The sequence below is a fragment of the Kurthia senegalensis genome (assembly GCF_000285595.1).
In the GTDB taxonomy this organism is placed as follows: Bacteria; Bacillota; Bacilli; order Bacillales_A; family Planococcaceae; genus Kurthia; species Kurthia senegalensis.
Map to the genome: position 1 here is coordinate 13,650 of NZ_HE611066.1, position 13,744 is coordinate 27,393.

Below are 13,744 nucleotides of genomic sequence, written 5' to 3' on the forward strand. Positions count from 1 at the left end.
TACGAAAACTCCAGCTGATCCAGTAGTTGCACCAGCAGCACCATCAGACTTAGCAGCAGAGGGTAATCCGGTTGATGGTTATGAAGTAACAGGTAAAACGGATCCAAATACAGATGTTACGATTTACGATAAAGACGGGAACAAAGTAGGTTCAGGTACTTCTGATGGAAATGGTGATTTCACAATTAATGTACCAGGTACGGTCGGACCAGAAGCAGAACTTACAGTAACAGCGACAAATGATAACGGTTCATCTTCATCAAATGTTACAACACCGTTAGTAAGTGGCGCTATTACAGTAAATCCAATGACACAATATGAATCAATCATTACAGGTACAGCACCAAAAGGAACGACAAAAGTAAAATTAATCGTCAATGGTCGTGATTTAAATACGGCTACTGTTGCTGCAGATGGTACGTATAGTTTTGATAAGAAATATGTATATGATAAAGATGGCAACAAAAAATTATTAGGTGAAGGCGATGAAATTCAAGTCGTATACTACGGACCTGGTAAAAACTCAAATGTAACAGCAGGGAATACAGTTGTAGCAGGGAAGGACTATTTAGTTACATTAGATGATGTAACAGTTAAACCAGGTAATGCGGCAACAATCTCAGGTACAGCTGGACCTGATGTTAAGAAAGTACGCTTAAATGTGAATGGTGTAGATCTAGTTGATGGTACAGTCGGCACAGATGGCACGTTTAGCTTCTCTACGAAATACGTTTACACGGATGCAACGAAAACAGAACGTAAATTAATCGGTGCAGGCGATGTGGTAAAAGTGACAGCTGTTGATGATGACAAACCAAAAACAACAATTTTCGCTGAAAAAGTAGTGGAAGAAGCTGGTGCAACACCTCTTGCGATTGCAAATATCGATACAAAAACGTTCAAGATTACTGGGACGACTGACAAAGAAGTAACGAAAGTTCAATTAATTGTCAATGGGAAAGCACTTGGCACATATGACGTGACAGATGGTGCATTCTCAATCGAGAGAAAATATGTTTATGAAGCAGATGGTACAACGAAGAAAATTTTAGGGGCAGGCGATGAAGTAACCGTTCGTAATGCGCAAACATCGATCGAGGGCTCTGCAACACAAGTAGTTGAATAAATAAAAAAGCAGTAAAAACGTAAGTTCTTAGGTTATGGCATAAGTAAAATGATTTTCATTTTACGCGTAAAGCAGGGCGCTGCCTTTTATGTCATAACCTTTCTTCTTTCATAACAAATTAAACTAAAGGGATGATCATAATGTGGAAAAAAACTTCAACGATTTTATTACTCATCATGGCAACACTTGTCGTTTCTGCTTGTAGCAATAAAGAAGATACGAAAGTAGAGGATAAGCCTAAGGAAGAGACGAAATCAGAAATTGTTAAAGGAGAAATTGACGAGACGTATAAGCCGATTGTTGTCGACGGTTTTAAATTAGAATTACAAAAAACATCTGTTAAAGATGACGTGTTAACGCTTCATTTAAAAGTAACAAACCAAAATAAAAAAGCGACGTTATTCGATGCATTCGTATTAAATGTTTCTAATGCTGATGGTAAAGAGCTTACTATTTCACCACAAAACAATTTAAGTGAGACAATCAAAGCTAACAAAACTGTAAAAGGAACAATTTCATTTACAGCTGCTGGCAAAGGTCCTTTCAAAATTGTTTATGACAACTTAAACGATCAACCGAAAGACCTTTGGACAGTTGAAAGATAGGAGGGGAAAAGGATGTCGGTTCGCAAAATAGAACAAGTGAGTGCTTCAGTTCTTTTAGAAGAATCCTTGAAAAATTTATTAAAGACGAAAACATTGGATGATATTTCTATTCAAGAAATAACGGATGGCGCAAATCTGAAACGTGCTTCCTTTTATTTCTACTATAAAAATAAACAAGCACTCTATGCACAACTTCAAAGAAATTATTTTTATACGATTGAAACGATTTTACAAAAAGTAACCGAATTACAATTCATTCATCGTCAAATAAACGATTATATTGAACGACCGTTTCCACCCCTCGTTCAAATGTTTAATTTTATGAAAAAAGAAAAGCAACTTACGAACGATTTTTTAGGCATTAAAAGTAGTAGAGCGGTGACACAACAATTAGAGGGCATTTTAGAAAAAGACTATATTTCGTTTTACAAAAAAAATCAGTCGCCTAATTTATTTCAGATTCCAACGGTTAATTACGATAAATACATCGTACAAGCGATGATCGGTGTTATTTTTGGCTGGGTAGATCAAGGCATGCAAGATGACACAGAAGCGATGGCTATACTCGTCGCACGTGTTACATTAAGAAAGTGAGGCAGATTTCATGAAAATTTTACAAGTAACAGCTGTTGATTTTACAGTTGAAAAATTTTTAGGTCCACTTATTGAATGCCTACGTTCTAATGGTCATGAGGTGCATGTTGCTTGTTCAACCGAAAATTCATCGGAAACACTTCATCCGATTGATTTTGAACGAAAAATGGTGTCAATGAATCACTTCAAAGCGATTAAGCAACTCGTTCGTTTATTCAAAAAAGAACAATACGATGTCGTACACACACATACGCCTGTCGCAAGTGTTCTTACACGAATTGCAGCAAAAATAGCAGGCGTTCCAACGATTATCTATACAGCGCACGGATTTTACTTTCATGAAAATATGCCGCGTAAAACGTATCAATTAACGTATTTCATTGAAAAAATGACGTCTAAATTAGCAACCGACTATATTTTTTTCCAAAGCGAAGAAGATTTCAAGTTGGCCCTGGAAGCTCAATTTTTGCCACCTAAACGACTCGTCCATATTCAAAATGGAGTAGATGCAACAAAGTTTTCTCCAATGAGATATGAACGAGAAACAATCCGGCAGCAACTTCAAATTGCGGACGACGCATACGTATTTATTTTTGTCGGACGTCTCGTAAAAGAAAAAGGCATTGAAGAGCTACTAGAAGCATTCACTCGAAGTACGGGTGAACGAGCGACGTTACTCATCGTTGGAGATCACGTAAAAGGAGACCGAGAACAATCTTCGTTACCTGCGCAGCAACATAACATTCATTATTTAGGGCTGCGAGAAGATATTCCGCAACTGTTAGCCGCTTCGGATTGCTTTGTATTACCTTCTTATAGAGAAGGTATGCCTCGTTCAATCATTGAAGCGATGGCGATGGAACTACCTGTTATTACGACGAATATCCGAGGATGTAGAGAAGAAGTCATTCACGAACAAACAGGGTTACTTTGTGAACCTCAAAGTAGTGATGCTCTCTATGAAAAAATGGCATGGGCACTAGTACATCCTGAAGAAATGACACAAATGGGGCAATCAGGGAGACAACGCTTTTTGAAGTTGTATGATGAAGAAAAAGTGTTAGCTCGCCAAATGGAAGTATATCATTTGATTGCACATAAAGAAGGGGTGGAAGTTGTAAAATGAAACGCTGCTTTGATTTACTATTCACACTCATTTTATTATGTGTCTTAGCCATCCCATTACTCGCCATTTCTATATGGATTAAATTGGATTCTAAAGGCCCTGTCTTTTTTAAACAGAAACGGAAAGGTCAATACGATCAATACTTCGAAATTTACAAGTTTCGAACGATGGTCACTGAAACACCAAATGTCGCAACGGATCAATTACAAGATCCAGAACGTTTCATTACGAAGAGTGGTCGGTTTTTACGAATGACAAGTCTTGATGAACTACCACAGTTGTTTAATATTTTAAAAGGCGAAATGTCTTTTGTAGGACCTAGACCCGCTCTTTACAATCAATTTAACTTAATTCAACAGAGAGATGCGCATCATGTGCATACAGTTAAACCGGGGTTAACTGGCTATGCACAAATTAACGGTCGTGATTTCATTACTGATGAAGAAAAGGTCCATTTTGATGCATTTTATGTACAACATCAAACGTTTCAACTAGATTGCCACATTTTATATAAAACTGTGGCGGATGTCCTCGTGAGAAAGGGCATTCAACAATAAAAACAAACCACCCTTACTCAGTATATAGCTGACGTAAAGGTGGTTTTATTATTTGATTAGTGTCAAGATGTGTCGCATGGCTAAATGCATTAAACCCTACGCCATTGTCTCCATTTACGCCGATTTTCGCATACTTTTTAATTTGTTGCACATTAAACACGAGTGGGAAGAAATACGTGTAGGCATCCATTGCTTCTTTTTGAATACTCATAGTTACTTAACGACCCCCTTCTTAATTTGTATTTCTATACCCTTATTTCACGATAAAATGATAAAATAAATAAAAATATCAATTTTTTGGAAATGAGGAACGGATATGCTACCACCAAAAGCACAGAAAAAAGCACATGAACATCGTATTCATAACGATGTGAGACAGGATGATTATTATTGGTTAAACGAAAAAGAGAATCCAGAAGTAATAGCTTATTTAGAAGATGAAAATGCCTACTATGATAGCATTATGGCCCCACTTATTCCTGAAAGAGATGCCTTGTTAGCGGAAATGGTAGCACGTATACCGGAAGAAGAAAGTAATGTGCCTATGAAAAAAGATGATTTCTATTACTATACACGCCATTTTAAAGACAAAGACTATCCAGTTTATGCACGAAAAATGGCGGCTAGTCGTTCACAACTACAAGAAGCGGAAGAAGAAGTATATTTAGATGTTAATGAACTAGCTAAAGGAAAAGACTATTATATGGTAACAGACTTTCGTATAAGCCCGAGCCAAGATGTCGTTGCCTATTTAGAAAACTTAGACGGTTCGGACCGGAATACGATGTTATTTAAGCAAATCAACGCTAATAAAACATTAGCTGATCGTTTAGAAAACGTTTATTTATATGGCAGTATGGAGTGGAGTTTGGACGGTGAATATATGTTTTATGTAACGATTGATGATATGCAGCGTCCTTATCAACTATGGCGTCATGAAATGGGTACGACAGAAGATACGCTGCTATTTGAAGAAAAGGATGAAACATTCGTTTTAATGATTGATCAAACAGTTAGTGGCAATTTTATTACGGTTACGTCAAGCTCTACAACGACTGCTGAAGTGCACTTAATCGACGTCCGCTTCCCCTTAAATGATCCTAAGCTCGTTGCAAAACGAAAAGAAGGTATTTTGTATTCAGTAGAGCAGTGGGAAGACCATCTTTTAATTTTAACGAATGAAGGCGCATTGAATTTTAAAATTGAGATGAGTCCGTTAACGAACTTTTCACAAAGAAAACCATTTATTCCATACGACGATACACGTTATATTCAAGAAATATATCCTTTTGAAAAACAACTGCTCTTTACTGGACGCGAAAATGGATTACAACAAATTTGGCGTTATGAAGAAGGACAATTACATCCATTTGAATGGGCAGAAGATGTATATGCCGTGAGTATTCGCGGAGGACAAGCTTTCGATACAGATGAATTACTTCTGCAATACGAATCATATGTCACACCGAGAACGACAATTGCTCTTTCACTAGAAACGATGGAACAAACGATTTTACAAACAAATCAAGTGAGTGGCGATTACGACGCGACAAGCTTCGTCCAACGCCAATTATGGGCGACAGCACAAGATGGAACGAAAATTCCGTTAATGATGCATTACAAAAAAGGGGCACTCGACAACGGACCAGCACCCCTTATTTTAGATGGTTACGGTTCTTACGGTGCGGAAAGTGATCCGTTCTTCTCAGCATATCGCTTGCCACTTTTAGACCGAGGCATCATTTTTGTAACGGCTCAAATACGTGGTGGCGGAGAGATGGGGCGTCATTGGTACGAAGATGGAAAAATGCAATTCAAACGAAATACATTCACAGACTTTATCGACGTTGCGACATTTTTAATTGAGGAAGATTATACGACAACACCTCAACTAGCAGCTCGTGGAGGAAGTGCAGGTGGACTACTCGTAGGTGCCGTAGCGAATATGGCAGGCAATTTATTTAATGTGATTGCTCCAGCAGTTCCCTTTGTAGATGTCGTGACGACGATGTTAGATGAAACGATTCCATTGACGACATTAGAATGGGATGAGTGGGGCAATCCTAAAAAAGAAGCGGACTACTTCTATATGAAATCGTATAGCCCGTATGATAATGTAGAACGAAAAAGTTATCCTCATTTGTACATTACAACTGGCTTAAACGATCCTCGTGTCGGTTACTTTGAACCAGCTAAATGGGTAGCGCGTTTGAGAGAGTATAAAACAGACGATCATACGATTGTAATGAAAACGAATATGGGCGCGGGTCACTTCGGTTCTTCCGGAAGAATTGATCATTTAAGAGATAGCGCATCTAGCTATGCTTTTATATTAAATAAAATTATGAACTAAAAAAAAGCATGTCTTTATGACATGCTTTTTAACATTTACATAAAAAATGGGATTTTTTTAAATGACGGTCGTCTAATGTATAAGGAAGGAGCAGATTGCTGATGTTAGAAGAACAAAAGTGGCATGATTGTTTAAATACGTACTCGAAAAAACTACTACATCTCAGTTATTTGTATGTAAAAGACTGGCATAGCGCAGAAGATATCGTTCAAGATGTCTTTATTAAATACTTTGAAACAGAAAGTCAGTTCAAGGGCGATGCATCACTTGAAACATATTTAACACGTATGACGATTAATCGATCAAAAGACTACTTGAAATCGTGGCGCTATCGAACGATAACATTAACAAATTTTTTTCCTCAAGTGATGCACATGAAAAATCCTGTTATTGAACAGGAAGAGCGTTCTGAAATTGTCGAAGCCGTACTCAGTCTACCAGTTAAATATCGTGAACTTATTATTTTACATTTTTACGAACATCATTCTTTCACAAGTATTTCAACTCTTTTAAACGTTCCAACGAGTACAGTTCATAATCGGTTTTTAAAAGCGAAAAATTTATTACGTGAAAAAATTAACCGACAAGAATGGGAGGTATTATTCCATGAATGAAATTGAACAACAATTACGTCAACATATAGGCAATCGAACAGATTCTGAAAAAAAGGTAAAAACAATGTTTTACATCACATGCAACAATCAAGAAAGAAACGATTTTTCTTGATGAAATGGCCTTTCCTTTCCTTTATCGCAATAGGTTGTATTATTTTGTTTATTTTCTCTATTTCTACAAAGCCCCATGTTAAACAAGCCAATCCTCAACCTATTGAGATCAACGTTTTAATTGAACAACATACAAAACGCGCACTTACCATATCACCAACTGCTTATCAGATGCTGACAAACATTCTAACACCTGAAAAAGAATCGAAACTTTACTACACGAAAGCAAAAAAATTTCATGGTCTTTTCGTTACAGCAAATTGTAGTACACCGTTTTGTGAAACAGCAGTTGTCGTCGACTATAGCCGCTATGCCAAAATCGTGATGTTAGGAAAAGGAACAGTTAGGATGGAAAGCACGTCTCCAGATGCCACATTAACAGCTGTTACTTTTCAAACAGAACAAGGAGAATCAATTTATTTTTTCAAACAAAATCGGCAGTTAAATGCACCCTCTATTGACCAAACATTCTCTCACATAGAAAAAATTTCATGGCAATCAAATAACGAAATTCAAATAACGACAGCGCATAAAACATACGCGTTTACATTAAAAGATAGGGAGGCACCTAACAAATGAAAAAATCCTTTTACTTATTTCTATAGGTCTTTTAAGTGCTTGTGGACACTCAACAGAAAAAACAGCGAATCCTTTTGAGGAACAAATCTTAGTAAGCTTAGAAAATTCTAATAATCAATTTCATTTCCAACAAGATCTGCTGAAAATACGGTCGTCCACAAATACCTTAACGCCAAACGTTGATGCGAAAAAACTTAAAGAAGAAAAAACGAGTCGTATACGATTACAAATGTACACGTTAAAAAGCAAGACGATACGTATGTCGTAACAGGGGATCCAAACTTTGAGATAACGTTCACAAAAGTGGGAGAACGCCTCTACACGACTACCGATGGGGAAGAATATAAAACAATCATGCCTCAATAATTGATAAAAAAGCAGTCACGATTTTAAAATCGTGACTGCTTTCTTCATAATAACTACTCGTTATTTCATTTTTTATAATGCGTCAAATGGTCCTTGGATGTATTGAGAAGAAACGTACCCAATTTTTCCTTTGTACACGACTTGATACCATTTTGGATTTTGATAATTTGTAATAGCGATAATTTGCCCATTTTTATAGCTGCCGATTGCTTTATATTTCGTACTTGCACCTGCACGAATGTATAAGACCGGTCCACCTGTTTTCACGATACCATTAGCGAGTGCTACAGGTGTTTTTTTCACGTAGGATTTATACACATAGCGCTTAACCCCTTTGTATGAAACTTGATACCATTTAGAATTGTAACTTTTAATGACCGTAACTTTACTATTCTTTTTATACTGCCCAACTACTTTCGATTTCGTACTTGCACTTGAACGAATATTAATATGATTTGCTTGCGCATAGTATACAGATGCCGCTTGTGCTTGCGTCACACTAGCATTTGGCGCTGCCGCATACGTTAATCCAAAAGCAGAAGAAGCCATTGCTGTAGCAAGTGTCCACTTAACTAAATTACCCATTAATCCATCCTCCTAGTTGAAATATGATAGTTTCTTTCAGTCGTAAGTATACTAATGATATTAATAAAAAGAAAGAATTTTTAGACTATTTAGTATTTTATATTTATACGTCACGTACAACTAAAGCCTATTGAACTATTCCTATCATTTTATTTGATAAATTAACGATTATCACCTATACTAGATGAAATTGTAACGAAAGGATGTTGAAAAGATGATTAAGTAATTCTATTTGCCGCGAAATGTATATGCATTTTCACGAAAATAGGATTCGTCTGTCTTCTCAACATACTTTCATAGCTTATTTAGCTATTTACGTATTAATGAACGGGCAATCCTTCTGACTTTCAGAAGGATTTTTTTGTGGATGCATAAATGACTATTTCTCATAAGAACAGAGGAGGAAACTTTATGACCATCACGATACAAAATATTAGTTTTTCTTACGATCAATTGGAAGAACCGTTATTCAAAAATAGCACACTCCATATTGATGAAAGCTGGCGTCTCGGTTTAGTAGCACGTAACGGGAGAGGCAAGACAACTTTTTTAAAATTACTATTAAATGAACTCTCTCCCCATGAAGGGACAATCCAAACAGCGACTCCTTTCATGTATTTCCCTCAACGTGTCACCGATCCAACGCTTCTTGCTTTTGATGCTTTAACCGAAAGTATGCCTGCAGAACGTTGGAAAGTGGAGAAAGAGTTACGTCTTCTACATGTAGACCCGGCACTCCTTTGGCAACCGTACGAACGCCTCTCTGGAGGAGAACAAACTAAAATCCGCTTAGCTATTCTATTTAGTGAAAAAGAGCGTTTTTTACTTTTAGACGAACCAACGAACCATCTTGATTTAGATGGAAGAAAAATGGTTGCACATTATTTACAACAAAAAACAGGCTATATTGTCGTAAGTCACGATGACCACTTTTTAGAACAAGTGACCGATCATATTGTCGCAATCGAAAGACAACAACTTTATGTGTACAACAGTACATTGTCCGTATATCGACACGAAAAAGCATTGAGAGATCAAGTCGAAATCGAGCAAAACAAAGCGTTAAGTGCTGAAATTGGGCGGTTAAAGCAAACAGCCAAAGAGAAAAGGAATTGGGCAGACGAGAAGGAGAAACCTTCTGGAAATGATCCATTCGGAAATGCGATAGCGAAGCGGATGAATAAACGAGCAAAAGCGATTGAAACACGTGTCCAATCTCAAATAGAAGAAAAAGAAGCTATGTTAAACAACGTAGAGCGTGTCAAAGCACTTTCAATGTATCCGATTACGTCTCATAGAAACCCTGTTATGCGATTCAAAGAAGTTACATTGTCATTAGACGGCACACCGCTTTTTGCGCCGTTAACTTTTGATGTATTTCAGGGAGAACGTGTCGCACTCGTAGGTCCAAATGGAAGCGGAAAGTCTACTTTACTCAACTGTTTATATAACGGTTCATTTGAAGGAGAAATAACAGGTGAGATGCTCATACCGAAAAATCTTTCGATGAGTTATTTACCACAGATTTTGCAACAAAAAGGAACGCTTCAACACTATATTGAACATACAGGAATCGATTTTAGCTTATTTTTAAATCAGTTGCGGATTTTCGGCTTTGAACGTGATATTTTTCAAATTCCGATTGAAAACATGAGTAGTGGACAGCGGAAAAAAGTCGCATTTGCGAAGTCTTTATGTGAAGAAGCGGAATGCTATTTATGGGATGAACCATTGAATTATTTAGATGTGTATAACCACGAACAATTAAAAGCGTTATGCCATACATTTCATCCAACTTTACTCTTCGTAGAACATGATGAAAATTTTATAAAAGAAGTTGCAACGAAAATCATTTATTTAAAACCAACCGAATCGTAAGGAAGCTATAAGCAAAAGGCTGTCATGATTTTAAAAACATGGCAGTTTTTTTATTGCAGTAAAATTGAAATAGTAATAAAAGCCCTTTTTGTACACACCAAAAATACAGTTGTTCTCTCTAAGAAGTCATTCTATGTCCTTAATTTTCTCATATTTCACGTATTATGCTCTGTAAATGCAAAAATTATGTAGAAAAAAGCAAATGCATGCTATCTTATGTACAGTTAAGAAACAACGTTCGTGTTAGGAAAGTCGAGGGAAATATGTTGAAATCATTTTTTTGGAAATGGCAAAAAATGAGCTTAGTTAAGCGCATTATTGTCGGATTAATTATCGGGATTTTATTAGCGGTCGCATTCGGCGATCAGCTTTCTTGGATTACATTATTAGGAACTTTATTCGTAAGTGCACTGAAATCTATTGCACCTTACTTAGTTTTCATACTCGTTATTACAGCAATTGCTATGCATGAAAAAGGTAAGAAAACAAATATGAAAACAATTATCGGTTTTTATGCTGTCGGAACAGTCGGCGCAGCCGCATCAGCTGTTATTTTCAGCTTTTTATTCCCTTCAACATTACATTTAAAAGAAGGAAATCAACAAGCTGTATCAGCACCTGGTGGCATTTCAGAAGTCATCACAAATTTATTGAACAACATCGTTTCAAATCCAATTACAGCTTTAACAGAAGGAAATTATATTGGGATTTTAGCGTGGGCACTTGTCATTGGTGTCGCAGCTAAATCGGCAAATGACCAAATGAAGTCAGTGATCCAGTCCGCATCCGACATCGTATCGAAAGTCGTGAAATGGGTCATTGATTTAGCTCCATTTGGGATTATGGGGATTGTTTATACAGCTGTCGCAACGACAGGAATTGCCTCTTTAAAAGAATATGGTCAGCTACTGATCGTATTAGTAAGTTGTATGCTATTTGTGACACTCGTTATGAACCCATTGATTGTCTTCGTTACAACACACCGCAATCCATATCCACTTATTTTTATAAGCCTACGTGAATCAGGTGTAACAGCTTTCTTTACAAGAAGCTCAGCTGCCAATATTCCAGTCAATTTAGAATTATGTAGAAAGCTAGGATTGAATAAAGATACGTATGCCGTATCAATTCCACTTGGCGCAGCTGTCAATACAGCCGGTGCTGCCGTTACGATTACGATTTTATCATTAGCTGCAGCTAACACATTGGACATATCCGTTGATATTCCAACAGCGATTGTACTCGCAATCGTTTCATCGATTTCTGCCGCAGGTGCATCAGGTATCGCAGGTGGCTCTCTCTTACTTATCCCACTCGCTTGTAGTTTATTCGGTATTCCTAGTGAAATTGCCATGCAAGTTGTCGCTGCCGGCTTCATCATCGGTGTCGTTCAAGACTCATGTGAAACAGCCGTCAACTCGCACTCAGACATCGTATTTACTGCCGCTGCAGAATACATGCAAGAACGTAAAAATAAATAACATAACCTATTAAAAAACGGACAGCACAATTATGTGCTGTCCGTTTTTTCTTTGTCGACTAAATATGAAGAAACTTTTCCCTAAATTATATATCCATCATAATAGGGGGATTGTATGCATTAATCATTATATACTGAAATATCTCCACTCGTATCGGATTATTTAAATTTGTCATTGCTTGTCGTTTTAAGAGCATTTCAATAAATTTTCGTACTGTTCATTATAATATCCTATTTAATGTTATTTTTAGATTTAAATGGTTCTAATTGGATTAAATAGGGTAGAGTGAAAAAGGGGACATATCACCTTACTTCATATGACAGAGGGACTTTGATTACTTCATTAAAAATTGAAATACGTATTCCTCAAAATTTTACTAAGCCCCTCTAGTATAGAAGTGTTCCACCATTAGAAGGAGGATTTTTATGTACTATGCTTACGCATTTATGAATATTATCGTCTATATTATTTATGCTATTTTTCTAATCATCGGTGCGCATACAGTACAACCGCTTTTTGGTCTATTGCCATTACTTATTTTTTACACATCTAAATACACAGGCGGTTTTTTTTGGTACAGCTTCCCCAAAATAAGACCAGCTAAATTGTTTAAATGGCTCGTTCTTTGTGCTATAGTCGGTTGTTTCCTTGGAATTATTTCTCCTAAATATCCGCTTGCGCTTAATGCGGCAGCCATTTTATTAGGTTTATGTTGCAGCGTTTTATTACCGACATATATGACCATTTTAAAAAGACGAACAGGTTCCAAAAAGAAACAAATGCTTTGGTCAGCTGCTCTCGCTTGCCTCTGGTTAGTTGTTTTAGTTCCAGCTATATCAAGTAAGCAGTTTTCATTCGTCTTTTTATGGATCGGTCTTGCGTTCTTTTTCTTATTATTTTTACCTGTTAAAAATGCGGACGAAATTATTTCAAATCAACGTCCATTCCAACGATACATAGGCATCCTGGCATTTGTTGTATTAAGTGCTATGTTATTTATCGTCAAACTTGGGCGTACGGTCGAATGGCAAACTTATTTTTCAAGCATTATTTTAATCGTATTATTTATCATCACTTGCATCATTATGTGGTATTCATGGCATTCGGTTCAATCTTTCTCTACTCAATTACACCTTTATAGTTATGCAGATGGTTTACTCGTTGCCTTTTTCTTTATGACAACAGTATTTCAGCATTGGTTGACGTCTGAATCAACGCTTCATGTCGTCTACATACCGTACATTATCGGTGTCATCTTATCCTTTGTTGTACCTATAAAAATACCTCGAAACACGCTACTATTCATCGTCTTATTATGTAGTTGGGGGTTAGTATATTCTCCGTTAATAACGGTCGTTTCTATCGGATTTGGCTTTTTCCATACAATGCTTGCTGCTAATTTAAACGGGGATTACTATGCTGCTGCAAGTATGGAACAGAAAGACGACTCTCTATTAATTAAAAATCGATTTTATCGTCTTGGTGGTATTTCTATCCAAGTTATTATCGTCGTTATCATCGTTAGTCTTTCATGGCAACGTGACATTGAACTTCCAGAAGTTATGCGCACGCTTATGCCTTCCATACTCCCATTTATCACATTCGGTTTTAATGGTGTAATGACACTCTTCATTAGTTGGTTCGTATTTAAAAAGCCGAAAACGTAACGAATATGAAAAATAACAAGCCGAAATAAGCGATTATTATTATGAATAATCAGAAAAACACGGAGAAATCCGTGTTTTTTTGTGTATAATGGAGATAAATGA

Annotated in this window: 13 protein-coding genes; 11 read left to right on the top strand and 2 right to left on the bottom strand. The window is 36.7% G+C overall.

All coding sequences use genetic code 11. The features are described 5' to 3' along the window. From KSHG_RS16390 to KSHG_RS07520, 5 genes are all read left to right on the top strand, one after another. Positions 1-1,126 (top strand): Ig-like domain-containing protein (locus tag KSHG_RS16390; protein WP_010304246.1); only part of this gene is annotated, 1,126 nt, incomplete at its 5' end. A 140-nt stretch (positions 1,127-1,266) separates the two neighbouring features. Then, complete coding sequence (locus KSHG_RS07505) at positions 1,267-1,731, top strand: DUF4352 domain-containing protein (protein WP_010304249.1); 465 nt, start codon at positions 1,267-1,269, stop codon at positions 1,729-1,731. Positions 1,732-1,743: 12 nt separating this feature from the next. Then, entirely contained in the window at positions 1,744-2,325 is a 582-nt protein-coding gene (locus tag KSHG_RS07510; protein ID WP_010304251.1) for a TetR/AcrR family transcriptional regulator, read from the top strand. 10 nt (positions 2,326-2,335) lie between these two features. After that, entirely contained in the window at positions 2,336-3,451 is a 1,116-nt protein-coding gene (locus tag KSHG_RS07515; RefSeq protein ID WP_010304252.1) for a glycosyltransferase family 4 protein, read from the top strand. Next, complete coding sequence (locus KSHG_RS07520) at positions 3,448-4,008, top strand: sugar transferase (RefSeq protein WP_010304253.1); 561 nt, start codon at positions 3,448-3,450, stop codon at positions 4,006-4,008. Before KSHG_RS07515 ends, KSHG_RS07520 begins: the two co-directional genes overlap by 4 nt. Before the next feature lie 13 nt (positions 4,009-4,021). On the opposite strand, the gene KSHG_RS07525 is transcribed toward KSHG_RS07520, so the two are convergent. Next, on the bottom strand, positions 4,022-4,219 hold the full coding sequence (locus KSHG_RS07525) for a hypothetical protein (protein ID WP_010304254.1): 198 nt from the start codon (positions 4,217-4,219) through the stop codon (positions 4,022-4,024). Between the two features lie 105 nt (positions 4,220-4,324). On the opposite strand from KSHG_RS07525, the gene KSHG_RS07530 reads away from it, so the two are divergent. From KSHG_RS07530 to KSHG_RS07545, 3 genes are all read left to right on the top strand, one after another. Continuing rightward, positions 4,325-6,361, top strand: a complete 2,037-nt coding sequence (locus KSHG_RS07530; protein WP_010304255.1) for a S9 family peptidase — start codon at positions 4,325-4,327, stop codon at positions 6,359-6,361. 101 nt (positions 6,362-6,462) lie between these two features. Beyond that, positions 6,463-6,975, top strand: coding sequence for a sigma-70 family RNA polymerase sigma factor (locus KSHG_RS07535; RefSeq protein ID WP_010304256.1), 513 nt, complete (start codon positions 6,463-6,465; stop codon positions 6,973-6,975). 156 nt (positions 6,976-7,131) lie between these two features. After that, a complete protein-coding gene (locus KSHG_RS07545) occupies positions 7,132-7,665 on the top strand; it encodes a hypothetical protein (protein ID WP_010304257.1) in 534 nt (177 codons plus the stop codon). A gap of 438 nt (positions 7,666-8,103) precedes the next feature. Here the strand turns inward: KSHG_RS07545 and KSHG_RS07550 are convergent, their stop codons facing one another. Further along, the gene (locus tag KSHG_RS07550) at positions 8,104-8,616 is read right to left on the bottom strand and encodes an SH3 domain-containing protein (protein ID WP_010304258.1); all 513 of its coding nucleotides are present in this window, start codon (positions 8,614-8,616) and stop codon (positions 8,104-8,106) included. 411 nt (positions 8,617-9,027) lie between these two features. On the opposite strand from KSHG_RS07550, the gene abc-f reads away from it, so the two are divergent. The 3 genes from abc-f to KSHG_RS16395 all read left to right on the top strand — a co-directional run bounded on the left by abc-f (position 9,028) and on the right by KSHG_RS16395 (position 13,642). After that, positions 9,028-10,494, top strand: a complete 1,467-nt coding sequence (gene abc-f / locus KSHG_RS07555; RefSeq protein ID WP_010304259.1) for a ribosomal protection-like ABC-F family protein — start codon at positions 9,028-9,030, stop codon at positions 10,492-10,494. A gap of 266 nt (positions 10,495-10,760) precedes the next feature. Then, complete coding sequence (gene sstT / locus KSHG_RS07560; protein WP_010304260.1) at positions 10,761-11,975, top strand: serine/threonine transporter SstT; 1,215 nt, start codon at positions 10,761-10,763, stop codon at positions 11,973-11,975. Positions 11,976-12,400: 425 nt separating this feature from the next. Continuing rightward, complete coding sequence (locus tag KSHG_RS16395; RefSeq protein ID WP_010304261.1) at positions 12,401-13,642, top strand: hypothetical protein; 1,242 nt, start codon at positions 12,401-12,403, stop codon at positions 13,640-13,642. Positions 13,643-13,744 lie beyond the last annotated feature (102 nt).

Bases quoted from the DNA above. Each gene is read 5' to 3' on its own strand.
- KSHG_RS07530 (WP_010304255.1), top strand. From the start codon at position 4,325: ATGCTACCACCAAAAGCACAGAAAAAAGCACATGAACATCGTATTCAT.
- KSHG_RS07510 (WP_010304251.1), top strand. From the start codon at position 1,744: ATGTCGGTTCGCAAAATAGAACAAGTGAGTGCTTCAGTTCTTTTAGAA.
- KSHG_RS16395 (WP_010304261.1), top strand. From the start codon at position 12,401: ATGTACTATGCTTACGCATTTATGAATATTATCGTCTATATTATTTAT.
- KSHG_RS07515 (WP_010304252.1), top strand. From the start codon at position 2,336: ATGAAAATTTTACAAGTAACAGCTGTTGATTTTACAGTTGAAAAATTT.
- KSHG_RS07525 (WP_010304254.1), bottom strand. From the start codon at position 4,219: ATGAGTATTCAAAAAGAAGCAATGGATGCCTACACGTATTTCTTCCCA.
- KSHG_RS07535 (WP_010304256.1), top strand. From the start codon at position 6,463: ATGTTAGAAGAACAAAAGTGGCATGATTGTTTAAATACGTACTCGAAA.
- KSHG_RS07520 (WP_010304253.1), top strand. From the start codon at position 3,448: ATGAAACGCTGCTTTGATTTACTATTCACACTCATTTTATTATGTGTC.
- KSHG_RS07505 (WP_010304249.1), top strand. From the start codon at position 1,267: ATGTGGAAAAAAACTTCAACGATTTTATTACTCATCATGGCAACACTT.
- KSHG_RS07550 (WP_010304258.1), bottom strand. From the start codon at position 8,616: ATGGGTAATTTAGTTAAGTGGACACTTGCTACAGCAATGGCTTCTTCT.
- abc-f (WP_010304259.1), top strand. From the start codon at position 9,028: ATGACCATCACGATACAAAATATTAGTTTTTCTTACGATCAATTGGAA.